The sequence below is a fragment of the Coleofasciculus sp. genome (assembly GCF_046565525.1).
Lineage (GTDB): Bacteria > Cyanobacteriota > Cyanobacteriia > Cyanobacteriales > Coleofasciculaceae > Coleofasciculus.
Genome location: NZ_JBKHUP010000006.1, coordinates 96295 through 117719, shown reverse-complemented (window position 1 = coordinate 117719; position 21425 = coordinate 96295). Strand labels below are relative to the sequence as shown.

Sequence of the window (21425 nt, the reverse complement as noted above, 5' to 3'; positions counted from 1 at the left end):
AATGATAGTAGTGAAAAGAACCCCTACACAAAATCATACCCTGTTTCCGAAGTGAAGGGTTCCCCTATCACCGATTCCCGATCAGCCAATAGGTTTTCATCTCCCCCCTACCTTTAACCGCGATCGCACCCCGTTCCTGAAACTGGAATTTTTCCTGTAATCTCTGGTATGTCGCCTCCGTGACTTGTATTTTTCCCGGTTCTCCTGACGATTCCATCCGTGAGGCGACATTCACCGCATCTCCCCACAAATCATAGATAAACTTTCTAATCCCAATCACCCCCGCCACCACTGATCCGGTATTAATCCCAATGCGAATTTGCAACGATTCACTGTGTTCGGCTTGAAACTGAGTCATAGCTTGCTGCATACCCAACGCCATCTGCGCGATCGCATCTGCATGATCCGCGCTCGGCTGTGGTAATCCCCCAACTACCATATACGCATCACCAATGGTTTTAATTTTCTCCACACCATGACGTTCGGCTAACTGGTCAAACGTGGAAAACATCTGATTGAGTAAATTAACCAATTCAATCGGTTGTAAACGCGCCGATAGCGGCGTAAATCCGACAATATCCGCAAACAAAATCGTCACATCATCAAAATGTTCAGCAATCGCTGATTGGTCTTGTTTCAGCCGTTCGGCAATCAGTTCCGGCAAAATATTCAGTAATAATTGTTCGGACTTTTCTTGCTCTAACCGCAACGCCACCTCTGCCTGTTTGCGATCAGTAATATCACGCGCCACCCAAATCACGGAATCATCGGAAAGCGGTGACAAATTAGCAGCAAACCAAATCTCCTCTCCTGCCAAGTTTATACAATACTCAATAGTCACCGTAGATTGACTTAACAAAGCATCTCGAATGCTATTGAGAATAAAATTAACCTGAGTGGAATCAAAATAATCCAACAGAGTTGTCCCCAATAAATCTCCCGGAGATTTACACCACTTTCCTTTATTGGTTGGTGCGACCTTCAGACAACGACCCGACGCATCAACCACGAGTACCATATCCGTCATCGCGGCAAAAAGTGCCTTCATTTCCGCCTCTGCTTTCTTCTGTTGCATAACTGGACCTAACTGCGCTGATACGACAGACACTAACTCAATCCAATGCTCATCCTTTTGGTGTTCTTCTGCCATAAAAAACAGCAAAACCGCTAAAACAGGCGCAGATTTTTGAGAGGTCGCCGGGGCAACGATGGGTACAGCAAAGGCTGATTTTAAACCACATTCACTTGCCAGTTTGAGTCGCAAGAAAATATCATCAGATTCTGTAGCAATATCACTAATCCATTCCGGTTGACCGTGACACCAAACTCGTCCTGGTATTTCTTCTTCGGGTAAAAAGGTTAGGGCTTCACTATACTCTCGGAATTCTTTGAGGACAACGGCGTCCTCTGGAGCAAGTCCCCTCTGTTTGCAATACCAACGACGGCTACATTCTAATGCCATGCCATCCGTCGCCGGAATCCAGACTTCGCCATAAATCCAGCCCGTAGTTTGGCACACTTGATGCAGGGCAATTTCTAAGGCGACTTGAAAATCAGGGGCGGCATTAATCGCTTGACTAATCGTGAGCAGAAGTTCAACTCGTTGTTCAGCATGTTTGCGTTCGGTGATATCATCAATCACCGCCAGGATGCAATCTTGTTCACCAATTGTAATCAATTCTGCTGATAATAATCCAGTTCTCACCTGACCCGTTTTGGTATGAAAATTAAACTCTTGATCCCGAATAGCGCCTGTCTCTCGTAATCGTTGACGGATTCGGGTTCGTTCTGCTGGATCAACCCAAAAATTGAGTTCAATTGAGGTATGATTGATCACGTCCTCTATGTTATAGTCGGTAATCTTGAGAAAGCTTTCATTCACCTCAATAAACTTGCCCTCAGCCAGAGTGCTAATCGTAATCGGGTTTGGGGATGAGCGAAAAGCGAGAGCAAACTTTTCTTCAGACAAACGTAAGGCGGCGGTTCGTTGCTCAACTCGTGACTCTAACTCGGCTTTATTTTTTTCCAGGGCGGTAAAGAAGGAGTACAACTGTTGACTCATTTGGTTAAAGGATTGAGCCAAAACTTCGAGTTCATTCACCTGAACCGGGATTTTGCCATCAATTTTTACCTGTTGGTCAAATTTCCCCTGGGCAATTTCCGCCGCCGCTATACTTAACTGGGTAATCGGCTGGGTAATCCGTCTGGCGGTGAGGATTCCTAACACGGTTGCCACAACGAACGCCGCGAAGCATAAACTAATAGTTAGGCGGGTATTATCATGGATTTGTTCCATGAAATCAGCTTCCGGTATCACCACCACAATCAGCCAATCTAAGCCACGAGCATCATTGAAGGGGGTGACTTGTAAATAGTAGCGATCGCGGTTTAGTTTAAAGGTTAACTGTTGGCTTTGATTGATTTGGTTTAAGGCGTCAACGCTTTGGCTTAAATACTGGGCTGTTGATTGAATTAAGGGATCATGGCTATTGGTAGCAAGTAGGCGTTGGGTTTTATCGCCATCACGCATAAATCGCTGTTCTGATGTGGAACTAGCAACCAGTAATCCTGATCGTTCAATAATAAAGGCTTGTCCTGTTTGACCAATTCTTAAGTCGTTGAGAAATTTACTAATCTCAGACAGTAAGATATCGGTGCCAACTACCCCTAATAGTTTACCCTTGTCGTTGTATACTGGCTCAGCTAGGGTAATCCCTAACCGAGAATGGCTAAACATGACATAGATAGGACTCCAAAGGGTTTTACCTTCAAAGGCAGCGTTTTTATACCAGGGACGAATGCGAGGGTCATAATTGGCGCGGATATCTAACAGTTGGTTACGATTTCCTTGACTGTCGGTTGTGTAAGTCTGAAAGTTATAGCGGGTTGAGGCGTCAGCGGCTTTAATCACAACTGTGTCATCTTCGGTATAGCCTGCCCCAATGTATTCCCCTTGCTCGCTGCCGAACTGAATGGTATTAATAGACTGGGAAAACTGCAACAGTTGCCACAAATAACGTTCAGTAGGCTGATCCTGAGTCTGCACCTGACCCCGACGCACCGCATTCCCAAGAACATGGTTGACCAGATGGGGCGTTTCGATGTAACTATCGATATGTTGCAGGATGCGATCGCTCACCTCGGTCTGCAACTGGGTAACCAGATTGTTAACTGCCTGTTGTCCGTTGCGAAAGGAGAGATATCCAGTCAACCCCACAGCCGCTAAGATCTGGAGGATAAAGGGAACCACCAGAACCACGCGCAATGGCATCTTTTGACTGCGTTTAGCGCCTTTGGCAAGTTTACTGGTCACGGTTGGCAATAACATGGGGAAAGGATCACCTACATGGGGATAACACTGTATCGACTCGTCGGTTTGATTAATCGAGTTTTCTCGCGTTCCATGATCAAAGCTCCAAGCTACTTCCTTTTTTACCAAAAACTGTAGGGTTGCTAAAGCGGATAAATCTCTGTCTTCCTAAACTAATGCCAAGTCTGGACTCCTTGATTGATTTTTCCTAAGGAATCCCATAGTATCTCTAATGGGTTGGGATGAAAATAATTCTTCCTGTAAAGGAAATACAGGACTCGTTAACGGATTTCCGTACAGTTCTGGGAAAATTACGGAACTTGCTTATACCATTTCTCTTTAGTCATGCAACGACAAACCCCTCGGCTATCGCTTTCCCCTCGTGCTCAGGGCGCCATTGTTGCTTGCATATTGGGCTCAGAACCAACAAGCAGTTTAAATGCACTAACAAAATTTGTGGATGGATAGGGGATGCCGATTTTAGTGGTGCAAAAATGATTGAACTTTGGGGCTGTTCTGTAAACCAGCCTAGAGGTTTGCGCTTCGCGCACGCTACGCGAACGGAACTATTGTCTTGTGCGATAGAACCAGGGCTACCAAAAGCCCCATCTGGAGCAAGCAGGTCCTTTAGGCGCAGCTAATCAGGTGGGGTAGTTTACGTTTGCCCTGGCAAATAAACCGTAAATAAGCTACCCTTACCCAAATCACTCTCGACTTCAATTTTACCCTGATGAGCTTCCACAATCCGACGAGATAGATATAATCCTAAGCCACTCCCTGATCGCTTGTGCTTTCCTTGGCGAAATCGCTTGAAGAGTGTGGGGAGATCGTCTGGACGAATACCTGCTCCAGTATCTTGAATGGAAATAGTCACCAAAGGGGGTTGACTATCCCCCGATTTTGTGGGTTCATCTAAACCTAAATGAACTTCGACCGACCCTTTTTCGGTAAACTTGACCGCATTACCAATTAGATTAGTGAATACACGGCGGAGTTCGAGGCGATCGCCCATCACCCGACAATTGCCTGAATTAAATAAATTGGCGCACTCTCCTAGATTCATGCTTAAAGCTAATCCTTTTTCCTCGGCTAAGGGAGTTAGTTCTTGAACGACTTCCTCAACCATTTCCTGAGGATTTATCGAAACAAAAGTTAACTCTTTAGACCCAGCATCGTGGCGATAAACTTCCAACACCGTATTCACCATCTGGACTAAATGTTGGTTGCTTTGCTGGATAGAAATAATTGCTTCTACTGCTGAATCAGGAAGCTGTCCAAAGCTTCCCCGTTGCAATAAACTCAGCATCCGATCAGCGGCGACTAAGGGGGTTCGTAAATCGTGGGTGAGACGAGAGACGAAATCCTCTCGTTGACGTGCTAGTTGCACTTGTTCATCAATACTATGCTTAAGCCGCAGTAAAGATCGCACTCGTGCTAATAACTCACCCACATCCACCGGTTTGCGAATAAAATCATCCGCCCCAGCATCGAGCCCTTCAATCGCACTCGATTGTTCATAAGCGGTGATCAGCAAAATTGGGATAAAGGGCAAGCTGCTATTTTCACGAATCCGCCGAGTCACCTCATAGCCATCCATTTGTGGCATCATCACATCCAACAAGATTAAATCAGGAGGTGATTTTTCGACCGTTGCTAGTGCTGAACGTCCATCTTCTACTAAATTGAGTTCATATCCTTCCGTTTCTAAGATGGTTTGCATCAGGAATAAATTATCTGGCGCATCATCAACCGCCAGAATCCGGTCTATTTTTGGCTCAGGTAGATTCATTTTTCATTTATCTATAATTGAAAAGCATCGTAACCCGAAAACGAAAAATATTAATTATACGCAGGTACTTTAATTTCTGTCAACTTCCCCGAATAAGAAGAAATACAACGCGGTAACTCGACGCGAAAAATTGATCCTTCTCCCACTTGACTTTCTACCGTAATATTACCTTGCATCAGTTGAACTAAGGACTTGGTCATTGCCAATCCTAGACCGGTACCGGGGTATTGACGGGCTATGGTCTGATCCACTTGACGGAAGGCTTCAAAAATATAGTCTAATTCGGCTTGAGATAGACCAATTCCCGTATCCTCAACATCAATGACCACTCGTTGGGAATCAACCTCGTATACATTGATCCAGATCGACCCTGATTCTGTAAATTTAATCGCATTGATGAGCAGGTGTTTTAAGACCTTGTGTAAGCGAGAGCGATCGTTGATGACCGCTGGATTCTTGAGTTGGATTTTGCTGGATAAATCTAACCCTTTTTGAAGTGCCAAGGGACGAACATCCTCTAGGGTTGAATTAATCACTTGATCGATATTAAATTCTTCAGCTTTGAGTTCCAAAGCCCCGGCTTCAATTTGAGCAAAATCTAGTACTTCACTTAAGAGGGATAACAGATGTTTGCCATTTTTTAAAATACATTTTATCATTTTTAATTGGGACAGCGTTAGTGAACCATGGCGTTGGAGTAGGAGCATTTGGGCAAAGCCAATAATTACATTCATCGGCGTCCGCAATTCATGGGATGTCGTCGCTAGAAACTGCGACTTAAGTTTAGATAGTTCTTTTAGCTGTAAATTTTGACGTTGAATTTGTTGCCGTTGTTGGGCTAATTCTTGATTTTGACGGACTAGCTGTTCATTCGTCTGGCGCAACTGCTGATGAGCCAGTTCAACCTGCCGTTCAGCTTGGTAGATGCGAATGGCGTTTTGCAAAATCCGTCCTAAACTTGTCGGTGATACCTTATCCTGAGACAGGTAGTCTGACGCCCCAGCTTTCATCAGCGCCACCGCGACTTGTTCATTACCGTGAGCAGTGATTACCACTAAGGGAATCTTGACTCCAGCGTTTCGCAGATCCTGCACCAAGATTAATCCATCTTTGTCGGGTAGACAGTAATCTAGAAAGACACAGTCAAATGTCTCATGGTCAATGAGAGCGATCGCACTCTTATAGTCACAGGCTTCAACACAATTAATTGACATGCCTGTAGCATTCAAGCCTTGACGCACGGCTATGCGATCGACTTCCTCATCACTAATGATCAGAATATTGAACATTACTTTCATCAACCAGCAAAATTAAAGGGTTTCTTTGTCGCCAACGCCAGCGTTGAGCTAACTTTTACTAGGGGTAGTGACAACTCGTGGGAATAAAGCAATGGCTCTAACGCACGACTCAGTTAGCCTGTATTGCCGCCCCTAGAAGGGAGTACGCACTGACATTGAAGACAGTCCAGCCTTTGTTCTAAATTGTATGCCTCCCCCTATCACTTTGGTCTCAGTCGTTAGGCATAATCATGAATTCGCTTTTTCGATAAAATTGAAGCGTCGGCACGTTCTTCCATGGGATTAGCAGGAACAGTAGTTCATATTGCTTAGTACTATCGGTAGATGCAAATCTGCCCAGGATCTGCCATAGTATGGATTATCTTGATTGCCACGTCGCACTAGCAACCGGATGCGTAATTGATGCCGACAGCAACACTCAAGAACGCCAAGGCAGGAGTTTTCCTTATCTGACCTGGCTTCCAGGGTGTTAGCACCAGGGTGTCAGCGCGATCAGGATTCCTAGGTGGGAGCTTGAAAGAGCCAGCTTTCAGCAACAAATGATGAAAATTAGCCAAATCCGAGAGAATGCCTCAAATAGTCCCACATCTCTCAGTAACCAAGATCAAACCAATTTGAGTTCTGAAACATTGATGGTGAGTCCTATGCGTGTCGTCCTGATTGAAGACCATAACCTTACGCGGATGGGTTTACAAGCCGCTTTACAAGAACAGGATGGAATTGAAGTCGTCGGAGAAGCAGCGAATGCGACTCAAGGATTGAAGCTGCTAGAAACCCTTAAACCCGATGTCGCTATTGTCGATATCGGTTTACCGGATATGGATGGCATTGATCTGACTCGCAAGTTCAAGAGTAATCCGGCGGATAGCCAAGAACCTGAAACAAAGATTCTGATCTTAACCATGCATGATAGTGAAGAGGCGGTACTGGCTGCTTTTGGGGCTGGAGCCGATTCCTATTGCATGAAGGATATTGAGATCGAACAGCTTGTAGAGGCATTAACCGTAACCCAGGAAGGAAACGCCTGGATTGATCCAGCGATTGCCAGTATTGTTTTGCGACAGGTAAAACGAGAGACATCATCTCAGGTAGAGGCGGCGAATCAAGAGCGAACTGTTAAGATTGATGCGGTAGGTCCAGAGTACGAACAAGTCATCGAAGCCTATCCCTTAACCGAACGGGAATTAGAGGTTCTCGAGCTAATTGTGGCAGGAGCGAGTAATGCCGCGATCGCGGAAAAACTCTATATTACAGTAGGCACCGTCAAAACCCACGTCCGCAATATCTTGAATAAGCTCTGCGTTGATGACCGAACCCAAGCCGCTGTCCATGCACTCCGTTCCGGATTAATTACCTAAATGTACGCGGTGTCAGATCATTACCGATACCTGATGCAGGGCGACCCGATAAGATTAAGGGGTAGGTGGTATTAATTTTGCGCGGCGGGTCGCCCCTGGGCGTGTTTGCCTCATCTAAACTCCACTTATAACTTATAAATTATAAATTTAAGAAGAGACTTTTTCCGCCTTAGGAGCTTTAACTACAGTTGGCAGGTAAAAGCTAAAAGTAGAGCCAACACCAACCTCACTGTTAACCGTAATATTACCTCCCATCATCTCACAGAAACGTTGGCAAATCGCTAATCCTAGACCCGTCCCTCCGTACTTTTTCGTGGTAGAACTATCGGCTTGCACAAAGGGCTGAAATATCTTGTCAATCTGCTCTGGAGTCATACCAATGCCAGTATCGGAGACAGTAAAGGCAACCAAATCTGAGCTTTGGTCATCATTCATGGTGTCGGGGATTGAAGAACTATCGATGGTTTCATGTGAAACGATAGAGGATTCTCCATTCGCCAATAGCAGCACCTGAGCGTCCCGTTTGAATCCACCATTTTCTTCTCCTCGACTTTCACGAGTAACACTGAGTACAATCGTGCCGTTCTCCGTAAATTTGGCAGAGTTACTGAGTAAGTTTAACAGCAATTGCTTAACCTTAGTTCGGTCAGCGAGCATCGTACCCAGAGAAGCAGCGCAATGAACCTCTAGAGTATTATTCTTTTTCTTGATCAAGGTTTGGACAGTCTTCTGAACTTCAACAATTAAGGTATAAATATCGAAGTTTTCCAGATAGAGACTCATCTTCCCGGCTTCAATTTTAGAAATGTCCAGAATATCGGTGATCAGATTCAAAAGATGGAGTCCAGAGTCGTAAATCTGCTGGAGATCCGGGACAAAATCGGCATACCCTAAATCCTCGGCATCCTCTCGCAGTAACTCACTTAAGCCGAGGATACCATTCAGGGGTGTCCTGAGTTCATGGCTCATACTGGCAAGAAAGGCACTCTTCGCCCGGTTAGCCGCTTCCGCTTCTTCTTTTGCCTTTTGCAACTCAATTTGGGCTAATTTCGCTTCCGTAATATCCCGAACAATCGCTAACACTTCCCGTTCACCACTAACCACCAGCCGTGCTTCAAAATTCCGGCGCTGATCCTCCGCAAACAACTCATACTCGAAAATTTGGATATCTTGAGTCTTTAAGGTTCGCTCGACATAATCTAGACATAATTGAGCCACATCTTGGGGTAAAACATCAGAGACAGGTTGACCAATCCATGCTTGGGATGATTTTAAAAAGGAGTCTCCTCTGGGTGCTTTCAAATCCAGAAAGATACCCTCTTGACTAAAGCGAAACATTAAGTCTGGAATCGCATGGAGTAAAGCGCGATTTTTCGCTTCACTGTGCCGCAAATCTTCAGCACGCTGCTCCAAACTTTCGATTAGGTTTCGCAGTTGCTCGGTCATGCTGTTAAATGCACCGGCTAAAACCGCCAGTTCGTCATTGCTGTCAATGGCAATCTTCTGACTCAGATCCCCTTTCGCCAGACGCTGGGTGGCGGCGGTCATCTGCTTTAAGGGTTCGGTAATCGAACGGCTCAGCAGTAGTGCAACCAGCGTACCCACCATCGCCGCCGCCAGTCCCATGGCAATCCCTTCATTCCGCACCGCTGCCATCTTTGCCTTAAGCGGGGCTGTAGATAGCCCGACGCTAACGGCGCCGAGCCGCTGACGTCCCAAAACGACTGCCTTACCCGCAAGGAGTTGGTCAGACTGCCATTTAAACACCACTTCGTTACTTTCCACCAGCTCTTTGCCTAAGGGATCAGGTTTGACCCCATAAGCTAAAAGATTGCGGCTATAGGCATCCGCTAGCACCCGTCCATCTTTGTCATAAATCTGACCTGCCACTAAGATTTGATCCTCGCCCAACTCTTCCATGAGTTCCTTCATAAAGGACACATCGAGAAAATAGAGCGAATCTCGGGTGGTGACGACTAGGGTGTCCAGCAATAAGTCAGCCTGTTGTTCGAGTTCGTCCCGAAAAGTTTCTTGCTGACGGCGTAGGGATAGCATAGTAACGCTAGCGACAGCCACAATGACTAATGTGGTCATCGCCAAGGTTATTTTGGTGGCTAGTGAACCTTTTTTTGGGTTGAATCTAGCCATTCCACGTATCGTCCTCCCCTTATTCCTATAAGCGTTGCTTCCTGGCTGGTACATCTAGGCAAACTGTCATTCAAAACAGCATCTGCCCCTTATTTTTTCTCAACCTGTTCATACAACTGGCGCATTTTATCGAGACTTGTTTCAACGGGAAACTCGTCAAACTTGGCAGTTTCCTCAAAGGTGGTGAGTACCTCCTTCCCTTCAGGGGTCTGATCCATTTCCATTAATACCGTCTTAATCTGTTGTACCAATTCCGGGTCCATTCCGGGTCGGACGATGACCAGATGGCGAGCGATTTTCTGGGTTTCAGCCAGAATTTTCAGCGCTTGGCGGCTTTCTGCGGGGATTTCTTCTAAGAATGAGTAATCCGCCGCACCCGCTGCGACTTCACCACTCAAGACCCATTGAATTGTATTCTCATCATCTCCACTGTATATATATCCCACCTCATCAGCGGCGACAGTTTCGTTTTTTGAACCTTTTTCAACCATGTTCAAATCGTCGTCCAGTAGGGTATTCAGGGGTAAAAAATAACCGGAGGTTGAGACGGGTTCTTCAAAGGCGATCATTTTTCCCTTAAGATCGGCTAAGGAATCGATCTCGCTCTCTGCCAAGGTAAAGATCACGCCATAGTATTCGCCTTTGCCGCTCTTCCAGCGGCGCAGTAGGGGTGTGGCTCCTGATTTATCGCTGACAATCATGGCAGGGTAAGGACTGTCTACGTAGATATCGACTTCGCCTTCTTTGAGCATGCTTGCCATCGTATCTAAGTCTGGGGCAACTTTTACCTCACCCACACCAATACCAAATTTTTCTAAGCGGGCGGCTAGATAGTCTGCCATGGGCTGGAACTGCTCTATCTTGGCGGCGGCGTTTTTGTTCACGTCGGCAAGGACAAGGGTTCCAGTCGCGGTGGATTGGGGTGCTGGGGTTGGCGTTGGTGTTGATGTGATGGTTGTCGTTGTCTCGTTTGCACCACAGCTCACGAGGGTGGTGAACAGACTCAGCAGGACAACGTTTTTCAAAAATTTTGGCAACATTTATTTAATTCTCAATGGTAACAAATTGTCTTTGATAACAGTGCAGTTGTTTTGCCTCAGCTTCTGTTGTCAGTTGAGACGGGAAATGCTTCTCCAGTTCCCAGATATTGGAATACCTCTTTGTCTTTAAGATTATTTTGTCGGTTCTCTGGATACATATCAAATTTTGACAAATTTGTTCATAAAGATTCTGTGAATTTTTTGGGTCTTTTCTTTAAAGAGTTGATGAACCTGTCCTAAAACTCTTTCCTAATGCTTATTTGTGTAAGACCATGCTAAAGAAAGAGTGCATAATTATATTAGTTTAAGCTGAATCTGAACGCTAAGTTTTGTAAACAACTTGCTCCTTTAGCGCTAGGTGGGAAGCGTGAATGGGTTTTTCTGTGTTTGGCAAACAGTTGGTTTTCCTTCCGGTGCGATACATTAAGAAATGTAAAAAATCAGCCGTTTTCACTCACATCATCGGCAACTTAACTTTACAAAGCGTAACTTTTTTGGGTAAATTCTACCCACCATCCTACTTATCGCTATCGACTTCATCCGAATCAGGAGGTTCATTACCCATGTCTAGGCATCAAAATTCACTCATTCATCGAATGCCGAGTATAGTGCAGTCAACCCTGCAGTCAGCCGTCTTACTCAGTATGTTGGCGACACCAGCCGCCGCGATTAATCTCAACCTGAAACCCATCGGTTCCTTCTCGACAGAGATTTTTGCCGAAAACACAGCCGAACAAACGGCCTATGATCCGATCACTCAACGGCTGTTCGTGACCAGTTCCGGTCGAGATCGGATTCATATCCTTGATATTAGCAATCCGACGAATCCGTCGTCGTCGTTGTTCGACCCCATCAAAGTTTCTGAATTTGGGTCACCCAACAGCGTCAGCTATAACAACGGTATATTTGCTGTCTCTGTCACCAATAAGATGCCGCAAAATCCCGGTTTTGTGTTGTTCTTCGACGCAGACGGTAATTCCATACATGACCCCGTTTCGGTTGGTTCAGTACCGGACTCGCTTACCTTCACCCCAGATGGCACTAAGATTATTGTGTCTAACGAGGGTGAGTTGAGTGATGATTACCCTGATGATCCGGAGGGTTCGGTCAGTATCATTGACCTGAGAGATTTTAGCGTAACCACGGCTAACTTCGATAGTGTTTCTATACCGGACAATGTTCGCTTATTTGGACCCAACGCGAATAACCCGTCTCAAAATCTGGAACCCGAATTTGTTACGGTGTCCCAAGACTCCCAGAAAGCTTATGTCACCCTACAGGAGAATAATGCGATCGCGGTTGTTGATATCGCCAGTGGTCAGGTCGAAAAAGTGATCGGGCTGGGTTTTAAAGATTATAGCCTACCAGGAAATGCCTTAGACGCCAGCGATAAAGACGGTAAAATCAACATCACCAATTACAACAACCTGTTCGGGCTGTTCCAACCCGACGGGATTGCCTCCTATATGGTAAACGGTCAGACCTATCTGGTTACCGCTAATGAAGGCGACAGCCGCGACTTTGACTTTTTTAGTGAAGAGGCGAGGGTAGGCGACCTAATCCTTGACCCAGAGGCGTTCCCCAATGCAGCAGAACTGCAAAAGGATGAAAATCTAGGTCGTTTAAAAGTCACCAATACCCTGGGTGATACAGACGGAGATGGGGACTTTGACGAACTGTACACCTTTGGTGGACGTTCTTTCTCAATTTGGGATACAGAGGGGAATCTCATCTTTGACAGTGGGGATGCGTTTGAACGGATTACGGCGGAGTTTTTCCCAGAATTCTTCAACTCTAACGATGAGATCAACAAATTTGATGATCGCAGTGACGATAAGGGTCCTGAACCTCAAGCCGTGACGATTGCTGAACTGTTTGGTCGCACCATTGCCTTTATTGGTTTGGAACGCATTGGTGGCATTATCAGTTATGACATCACTGATCCGTTCAATCCCTTCTTTTTAGATTATGTCAACAACCGCGACTTCTCCGTTGATTTTAACTTAAATGAAGCAGGAGACCCTGATCCGACAGCCGAACAGTTAGCCGCCGTCGGTGATTTGGGGCTCGAAGGGTTACTGTTCATTTCGGCTAAAAACAGTCCCAACGGCAAACCCTTGGTGGTTACTGCCAATGAAACCAGTGGTACCCTGAGTGTCTTTGAAGTTGAACGTGTACCCGAACCCAGTTCTGTATTGGGTTTGTTACTGTTTAGTTCTTTAGGCTGGGTCAGACAAACTAAAAAGCAGAGGTCAAATAAGTCCTGAAGATGAGGAAAGTTGAAGGATTAATCTAGGAGTAGAGACGTAGCAGGGTACCTCTCTACTCCTTTGGATATCGATTCATTTCAATCAAAAGTACTAATTTAGACAAATTTAATTTATTTACTTAGGTAGAAGCGAAGCTTGAGAGTAAATTGATAAGCTAAACCTAATAGTTCCATAGACACAGTAAACATTAAGGAGAGGAGAGATTCTATGAATATTATTGCTTGGCTTGTATTAGGTCTAATTGCAGGCGCACTGGCTAAACTGATTTATCCGGGACACCAAGGTGGCGGAATCTTTGCCACCATTGGCTTAGGAATCCTCGGTGCTTTCGTGGGAGGATTTCTAGGTAAGCTCTTGTTAGGCTCTTCTAGCGCCGCAGCAGCAGCTTCAGGCGCTCTGAGTATTGGTAGCATTATCTTTGCCGTTCTCGGTGCCTTGCTGTTGATCTTCATCTGGGGTTTAGTCACTCAAAGATCAGCTTAGTCCAAAAAGGCTCTAAGGCAGATGGCATAGGGCAGAGGGCTTCCAGGAAAGGAGCCAGGATGGAAGGGAGAAGGAAATGATAACTGTTTAGATAAACATGTTTCCTAAGCTGTTCGGCATTTAAACCGTTGTCAACAACTGCAAAATCGTTGTAATGCGAGCATCTCGCTCGCTACCCATTCCCAATTAAATGCGTGATAGCTTATTCCTTGTTCCATGCCTATTTTTGGGCACTGTGGAATTTATTTATTTAAAGATTTTTTGTTTTGCCAAATCTGCCAGGTTGCGCCAACAGAAGCACCAACGCCTGCTAATAAACCCATTCCCATGCCTTCAACAGTGTTCATGAGTGGATCTTGCAACAAGCACTCGTCTGTCGGTGTGGCGACTCCTAAACATTGATTCAGTTCGGCTTGAGCCGCAGTACCTCCCAGGACGAGTCCTACAGCACTACAACTTACGACAAATATGCAAAGGCGATTAATTTTTCTATCCATAGATAGATACATTAGTTACTAATTTGCCCTATCCTAACTTACCCAAGGGATTATTGGAAACCCTTGGCGGCTTTCTTTTTCCGCTTACCTTTGGATTTGGATTTGTGAACCTCAGCGACAGCCGACTCAAAGAGATTGTGCAAATGCAGGGGAACGCTAGCAATTTCTGGGAGTTCGGGTTCTAGGGGTTTATGAAACTCCTGGTGCAGTGTTGACTCTAAATCCTGCTGGAGATTAAAATCTGGACGATCTAATGCCGTTTGTAATACCTTCTCCAGTTGAGTGGGATACTCCTCGGCTAGCTGTTGCCAGATAAACAGGTTAATCTGAGGATCATTTAAGTATTTTTGGACTCGTTGTTCAGCATTAGGATAAGCTTGCCAGTCTTCGGATGCTAGCATCTCCTGAAATTTGGAGTAACTGGGGAGAAACATTTGACCCCAACGGGGATGAGAAAAAACAGTCACCTGTTCAGCGTTGCGGATATCTTCTGGTAAATCCACCTTGGGTGTCATCATCGGGGATTTGGCAGCATTATCCAACATATTGGTCACTGCTGTAGGGTCTGCACCTGCTTCTACTGCTGCTGTTTTGATGTCCTCTTCATCCGTACCCGCATCTTGGATCATCTCTTTGAGAGATTTCGACGGATCAATCCCAGCCGCCGCCAGACGTTCCTGGGTCATTTTATCCCGCAGTTGAGCCAGTTTTTGATTAAGCTGGTATCCAGGTAGGGTGATGCGATCGCGTCCAAAAAAGTCTACAAATGACTGATGATAGGTGGCTACAGAGTCCCACGCTTGTTCTAATAGTTCGGGCGCGTCACGGTAAAGGGCATTTTTGTAGTTGTTCTTGAATTCCCCAATGGCTACGGCTAGCTTCGGCTGACTTAAGCGCCCTTTGGAAATGATTGGACTAGAAATCATCCAGTAGGTATCGGTGACAGGGGCGAGGCGAGTGAGTAAGATGTCCCCAACCTTAAACCGCTGCATCTGTTCTATGGTGGTGGGATGAGTGGGTTTGACGGTGTAGTGCTTATCCGTTAGCCAATTTTTCAGTTCAAAGCCATCGGGGAGGATGTGGGTGAGTTCAAACAAGCCGATAAAGCTACCTCGCCAGCGGTTTAGCAGCGTGCGATCGCTGGGTGTTAAATTGGGATGTTGTTCCAGGAACAGATCCAACGGTGTCTGATTTCCCACTTCACCCTCAGTTAAGAAGGTATCAATGACCAAGTTGCGCTGGTTGATATCGTAGGGTTCTCGCGTCAACTGATCAGCCGCATACTGTTCTAAGGCGACGGCTAACTCTCCGTCTGCTTCCAGTACGAAGTCAGTTAGGGCTTGTTTCAGGTCTTTGGCTTGCTCTAGAATTGCATCCACAGATGTGTAATCATCGCTCAACCCTACTAGGGTACAGCAATCAAGACGTGAATGCCTCTATTATTGGGAATAAAATCAATTTAAAATTGATCCAGATCCAATATTTCGATTAACAAGATCGTTAATAATGACTCATTCTACTGACATTGCCACATTAGCCCGTTGGATGGCGGCTGACTTTAGTAACCAACAACAAGCCTTTGACAATCCGCCCTTTTACGCCCACATCCGGGTGTTTATGCGTCCTCTCCCCTCGTCACTCCTAGATGGAGTCAGTTTATTTGTCGAACAAGCCTATGACTATCTTCTCAACGTCCCCTACCGCTTACGGGTGTTGAAATTAATGGTTGTTGGGGATCATATTGAAATTGAAAATTACACATTTAAAGAGCCAGAAAAATTTTACGGCGCTTCTCGTGATCTTAATCGCCTGCAAACCTTAACCGTTGACCAGCTAGAGAAACTTCCTGGCTGTAATATGATTGTGGAATGGACAGGGAAAAGCTTTCAAGGAAAAGTTGAACCGGGTAAAGCCTGTATGGTTTTTCGCAAAGGCAAAGAAACGTATTTGGATAGCACATTTGAAATTGACGAAAATCAGTTTATCAGTCTGGATCGGGGACGCGATCCCGTAACTGATGAACATATTTGGGGTTCCATGGCTGGTCCGTTTTACTTTGTCCGGCGGGCGAGTTTTGCCGATGAGGTTAAGGTTTAAGCAATCGGTTAGAACTGAGGTTGAATATCGTTGATTTAAGAACCATTAAATAGAGGTAGGGACACGACAATGTCGTGTCCTTCTTATAGATGTCAGGTTGAACTGTATCATTTAATTTCTGGAATTAGCTGATCGCAAATCCCTCGATTACGATAGAAAGTAGGGTCAAACAGGCGATCGCACAAACCAAATCTGGACAGTCAGCCAAAAATTGTCCTTCCCCAGTTTGATTATCCACGCATCAAGAACCCAAAAACCACCCTCTTGGAGGATGCCATGACTGCCACCATTTCTCTTGTCATCACCACATATAATCGAGAACGTTACCTCGGTGCAGCTATTGACAGCATACTGGCACAAACCTGGGGGGATTTTGAGTTAATTGTATGGGATGACGGGTCAACGGATGGGTCTGTTACTATTGCTCAAGACTATGCTAAACGCGATCCACGAGTCCAGGTAATCGCCGCTGAACATCAAGGACGAGTTGTTTCACTCCAACGTGCGATCGCCCAAACCACGGGTTCCTATATCGGTTGGGTGGATAGCGATGACTTCTTAGCCCCGACAGCGCTGGCGGAAACCGCCGCGATTCTGGATACCCAGCCAGATGTAGGGATGGTTTACACCGACTACTTAGACATTCATAAAAACGGCAAAGTCATTGGTTACGGACAACGCTGTCGTATTCCCTATTCTAAACAGCGACTGCTGACGAACTTCATGACGTTCCACTTCCGATTAATTCGTCGTTCTATTTTCGATAGAGTTGGGGGAATTGATCGGCAAGCTGAATATGCAGAAGATTACGATCTGTGTCTACGGTTGTCCGAAACGACAGAAATAGCCCATATTTCCCAACCTCTCTATTATTACCGCAGCAACCCAGACAGTCTTTCGTATCAGAATCGAGAGCAACAAATTTCCCATTGTCATGCAGCCATGAGACGGGCGCTGCAACGGCGGGGATTGAGCGATCGCTGGGAGGTGGATTTACACACAAAAAGGACAGGCGCAAAAATGCAGGCGCGGTTCGGTTTGAAACGCAAAACGCCGCTTCTATCCTCAACCCTGAAAATTGCTGGGTTATCTCTGGCAACTCTTTCAGGGGTGGCTATGATTGGGCACAAAACAGTCCAAGCTCAATCGATTACACCCGCTAATGATGGCACGGGTACAATTGTCACGCCCGCAGGCAACCAAATCAACATCACAGGCGGTTCTAAATCAGCAGATGGTGCAAATCTATTCCATAGTTTTGCCGAATTGGGAGTTGATGATAATCAGAGTGCCAATTTTATTTCTGAGCCAAGTATAAACAATATATTGGGGCGAATTATTGGGGGTGATCCCTCTATCATTAATGGACTAATTCAAGTTACGGGAGGCAACTCTAACTTATTTTTAATGAATCCGGCGGGAATAGTCTTCGGAGCCAATTCCCAACTGAACATCCCGGCATCCTTTACCGCAACCACTGCAACTGGCATTGGCTTTAATGGAAGCTGGTTTAACGCATTTGCCAGTAATGACTATACTAACTTAGTAGGAAACCCCAATAGCTTTCGGTTTGAAACCTTGCAGCCAGGAAGTATCATTAATACGGGAGACTTAGCTGTACCAGCCGCCGCGAATCTTTCCCTAATTGGGGGAACGGTTCTGAGTACGGGTACGCTGACAACCCCAGAAGGAAATATCACTATAGCCTCAGTACCGGGAACCAGTCGATTACAAATTAATCAAGCCGGACAAATCCTGAGTTTACAAATTGAACCGCCGACAACTAACCAAGGTAATCCAACACCGATTACACCTCAGATGTTACCTCAACTCCTTACAGGTAAGGGTGTAGATACTAATTCAGACGTGACAGTTACTCCGGAAGGACAAGTTCAACTCACAAACTCGGATACTGAAGTCCAAACTGGTGATGTCGCCGTTAATCAAATCAATGCTGGAACAGCTACCCTTTCAGCCCAGCAAAATCTGACTCTCATCGAGAGCCAACTTAGAACAAGTGGGGATATGAATCTCCTCGCTAACAACACAGTCTTTGTGCGTGATAGTATTGAGAATCCTTTTATTGCCCAAGCGGGTGGGAATCTTTATATTCGAGGAAATCTGGGCATTGATATCTTAGCGCTGAATCATCTTTACCAGACTCCCTTTGTCAGTGGAGGTGATCTAAGTTTAGTCAGCGATGGAATTATTTCTGGAGATGCTCACTTTGCTAGTGGTGGCAGTTTTTCAATTTTAAACCTGTTGGGTAATTCAGGGGTATTTTTGAGTCAAAGCGATCCGATTATTAGTGCGATTGGTGATGTAAGCTTCGGTGATTATACAGGGGTTTCGCTGAAAATAGAAGCGACGGGTAGTATTTCCGGGGGAAATATTACGATTACAGAACCAGACGATGCGCTCAGCGAGAGTGGAGATCCCGATATTGGTATATTAATCAGTCAACCTGCGCTGATTTTACGAGCAGGTTTGGATACATTGGACAATCCTCCGAATGTTCCTATAGATGCGGGAGAAACTTCTTTCGATTCATCAGGAGAACCCTCATCCCCTGGCAATGTAACGGTTGGTGATATTGCAGTTGGTATATTTGATTTTGGTGAAGGAGTTGACCATTATGGTGGTCCCGTTATCATTGCAGCGAGTGGAAATATTACCACAGGTGCGATTGATTCCTTTAATGATGGCTCTGGTGGGTTAGACGCGGGAAGTGTCACTTTAGATGCTGGAGGAAATATCGAAACTGAAACTATTAATTCCTCTGGTTTTTTTAGTAATGGTGGTAACGTAGATTTGCGAGCTGATGGTACGATAAAAACAGGTGCAATTAATTCCTCAACAGAGGGGTTTGATGATACTTCAGGTTCTGTCATCTTAGAGGCTGGTGAAACTATTGAGTTTACCACTATAGATACTTCTGCGATCGGTCAAGATGGTGGAGATGCAACGGCTGGAAATGTACGCATCATCGCCAATGGAGTTGTGCAAGGAACAGGATTACTGGATGAGACAAGTACAACTATCGTGACTCGGGCAAGTAGTCCATTGGGTGGGACAATTCAAAATGGTTCGGTTGAAATCCAGCATGATGGCGGATCAGAGAATGTACCCTTTGTTGTTGGCAGTTTAACGACTAACGGTTTAGCCGGAAGTATCGATACGGGCGAAACTTCTTTGCCTTCAGGCTCATTTCCAGTTCTGCCAGAAGGCGGTGACGCAGATGATACTCCCAACGGTATTACTATCACGTCCGTTAATAGCCCACCCGATTTAACGCTAAATCCCACCCTACCCGACACAGAAAAAAATCAGCCGATTACTTTTACCTTTGAAGATTTACAGGCAACTCTAGAGGATGAAAATGGTGATACGAGTTTGTCAATTGTAATTGATCAAATTAATGCGGGAACCTTGACGAAAAATGGTATCGTCCTAGAACCTGGAGACACAATTGAGGAAGGAGATACTCTGGTATACACCCCGCCAACTGACGACACTGGCGACATTACAGCGTTTACCATTGTAGGGAGCGATCGCGTCTCCTTCTCTGAACCGCAACAGGTTAGTATTAACGTTGTTGAGCCACCACCGCCACCACCGCCACCACCGCCACCACCGCCAGAGGAGGTCATCGAAATTTCACCGACTGCCCTAATACAAAATGAAGTAGAAGAGGAAATCGAATCGTTCTCGGTTGTCCAAACCATCGCATCCAATCGCTTAAGTACCCCGATCAAAAGCGAGACAGAAGCGCGTCAAATTTTGAGTGAAATTGAACAAGCAACTGGGGCAAAACCCGCACTCATTTATGTCAGCTTTGCTCCCACGGAAATTTCGCAAAACACAAACTATACAGGATTAGAAACGAATAATACCGAGGAATATGATACCTACTTCAATCGCTCTGGACCTCATGTTACAATTGCCCCTCAAGATAGTGATCAATTAGAACTGCTGATCATCTCCGCCAAGGAACCCCCAATTCGGCGACGCATAGCCGGAGTAACCCGTGGGAAAGTCCTAGAAGTCGCTCAAGAATTTCGCCGCAACGTGACTAGCGTAACCATTCCCCGTGACTATCTCACCCCCTCTAAACAGCTTTATCAATGGCTCGTTGCTCCCCTAGAAGAAAATTTACAAGCGCAAGACATTGATAACCTCGCCTTTGTCATGGATGGGGGATTACGCTCTTTACCTGTCGCGGCGCTACATGATGGTGAAGGATTTCTCGTGGAACGCTACAGCGTTGGCTTAATGCCCAGTCTATCGCTCACTGATACTCGTTATGTGGATATCCGCAATGTTAGTGTCCTCGCCATGGGTGCTGATACATTCCAGGATCTGAACCCCTTACCTGCTGTACCCTTAGAATTAGCCGCGATCGCAGGTTCTTTGTGGCAAGGTAAAGCATTTCTCAACGAAGCCTTTACTTTAGAAAATCTCCAGCAAATCCGCTCATCCCAACCCTTTGGAATTGTCCACCTAGCCACTCACGGCGAATTTCAATCGGGTCAACCCTCTAACTCCTATATCCAGTTATGGAACCAAAAACTCAGATTAGATCAATTAGGGAAACTGGGATTAAACAATCCCCCCACAGAACTGTTGGTACTCAGCGCTTGTCGCACCGCCTTGGGAGATAGAGAAGCCGAATTAGGGTTTGCTGGATTAGCCATACAAGCCGGAGTCAAGTCCGCCTTAGGGAGTCTCTGGTATGTTAGTGATGCAGGAACTCTGGGATTCATGACCAGCTTTTATGAGCATTTGCAACAAGCCCCGATTAAAGCCGAAGCCCTGCGGCAAACTCAACTTGCTATGCTTAAAGGTGAAATACGGTTAGAGGAAAAACAGCTAATTGCTGGGGATTTGCGGATTCCATTAAACCCAAAACTCGCCAAATTAGGAGATCAAGACTTTACCCATCCCTACTACTGGAGTGCTTTAACCCTTGTGGGTAGCCCTTGGTAGTAGTAGTGTGGCACACCTAAGCAAGATGAATTAACCATTAGCCCGGAAACCGTAGGGGCGCACAGATGTGCGCCCGATTTAACCATAAAATCTATTCCCCAATTTTTACAGTTGGCTGACTAACCGGATAAATGCTAAGACTGATACAG

General features: G+C 45.6%; 12 protein-coding genes. 5 read left to right on the top strand and 7 right to left on the bottom strand.

What is annotated here, in order from left to right; all coding sequences use genetic code 11:
- Positions 1 to 67: 67 nt before the first annotated feature.
- The 3 genes from ACLGGO_RS03545 to ACLGGO_RS03535 form a co-directional block, all read right to left on the bottom strand.
- Positions 68 to 3439: an adenylate/guanylate cyclase domain-containing protein gene (locus tag ACLGGO_RS03545; RefSeq protein ID WP_446418288.1), complete on the bottom strand. Its 3372-nt coding sequence runs from the start codon at positions 3437 to 3439 to the stop codon at positions 68 to 70.
- 526 nt (positions 3440 to 3965) lie between these two features.
- The gene (locus tag ACLGGO_RS03540; RefSeq protein WP_446418287.1) at positions 3966 to 5099 is read right to left on the bottom strand and encodes a sensor histidine kinase; all 1134 of its coding nucleotides are present in this window, start codon (positions 5097 to 5099) and stop codon (positions 3966 to 3968) included.
- Positions 5100 to 5149: 50 nt separating this feature from the next.
- The gene (locus tag ACLGGO_RS03535) at positions 5150 to 6388 is read right to left on the bottom strand and encodes an ATP-binding protein (protein ID WP_446418286.1); all 1239 of its coding nucleotides are present in this window, start codon (positions 6386 to 6388) and stop codon (positions 5150 to 5152) included.
- Positions 6389 to 7029: 641 nt separating this feature from the next.
- Here ACLGGO_RS03535 and ACLGGO_RS03530 point away from each other — a divergent pair.
- Positions 7030 to 7755: a response regulator gene (locus tag ACLGGO_RS03530; protein ID WP_446339098.1), complete on the top strand. Its 726-nt coding sequence runs from the start codon at positions 7030 to 7032 to the stop codon at positions 7753 to 7755.
- A 147-nt stretch (positions 7756 to 7902) separates the two neighbouring features.
- On the opposite strand, the gene ACLGGO_RS03525 is transcribed toward ACLGGO_RS03530, so the two are convergent.
- Complete coding sequence (locus tag ACLGGO_RS03525) at positions 7903 to 9903, bottom strand: ATP-binding protein (protein WP_446418285.1); 2001 nt, start codon at positions 9901 to 9903, stop codon at positions 7903 to 7905.
- A gap of 89 nt (positions 9904 to 9992) precedes the next feature.
- Positions 9993 to 10943, bottom strand: a complete 951-nt coding sequence (locus ACLGGO_RS03520; protein WP_446418284.1) for a phosphate/phosphite/phosphonate ABC transporter substrate-binding protein — start codon at positions 10941 to 10943, stop codon at positions 9993 to 9995.
- 563 nt (positions 10944 to 11506) lie between these two features.
- Here ACLGGO_RS03520 and ACLGGO_RS03515 point away from each other — a divergent pair.
- Positions 11507 to 13210, top strand: coding sequence for a choice-of-anchor I family protein (locus ACLGGO_RS03515; RefSeq protein WP_446418283.1), 1704 nt, complete (start codon positions 11507 to 11509; stop codon positions 13208 to 13210).
- Between the two features lie 210 nt (positions 13211 to 13420).
- Entirely contained in the window at positions 13421 to 13696 is a 276-nt protein-coding gene (locus ACLGGO_RS03510; protein WP_446339090.1) for a GlsB/YeaQ/YmgE family stress response membrane protein, read from the top strand.
- Between the two features lie 242 nt (positions 13697 to 13938).
- On the opposite strand, the gene ACLGGO_RS03505 is transcribed toward ACLGGO_RS03510, so the two are convergent.
- The gene (locus ACLGGO_RS03505) at positions 13939 to 14193 is read right to left on the bottom strand and encodes a hypothetical protein (protein WP_446339089.1); all 255 of its coding nucleotides are present in this window, start codon (positions 14191 to 14193) and stop codon (positions 13939 to 13941) included.
- 50 nt (positions 14194 to 14243) lie between these two features.
- On the bottom strand, positions 14244 to 15572 hold the full coding sequence (locus ACLGGO_RS03500; RefSeq protein ID WP_446418282.1) for a hypothetical protein: 1329 nt from the start codon (positions 15570 to 15572) through the stop codon (positions 14244 to 14246).
- A gap of 127 nt (positions 15573 to 15699) precedes the next feature.
- Here ACLGGO_RS03500 and ACLGGO_RS03495 point away from each other — a divergent pair, with 127 nt between their 5' ends.
- Both ACLGGO_RS03495 and ACLGGO_RS03490 read left to right on the top strand, forming a co-directional pair.
- A complete protein-coding gene (locus tag ACLGGO_RS03495) occupies positions 15700 to 16290 on the top strand; it encodes a CpcT/CpeT family chromophore lyase (RefSeq protein ID WP_446418281.1) in 591 nt (196 codons plus the stop codon).
- A gap of 276 nt (positions 16291 to 16566) precedes the next feature.
- Positions 16567 to 21276, top strand: a complete 4710-nt coding sequence (locus tag ACLGGO_RS03490; RefSeq protein WP_446418280.1) for a CHAT domain-containing protein — start codon at positions 16567 to 16569, stop codon at positions 21274 to 21276.
- Positions 21277 to 21425: the final 149 nt, after the last annotated feature.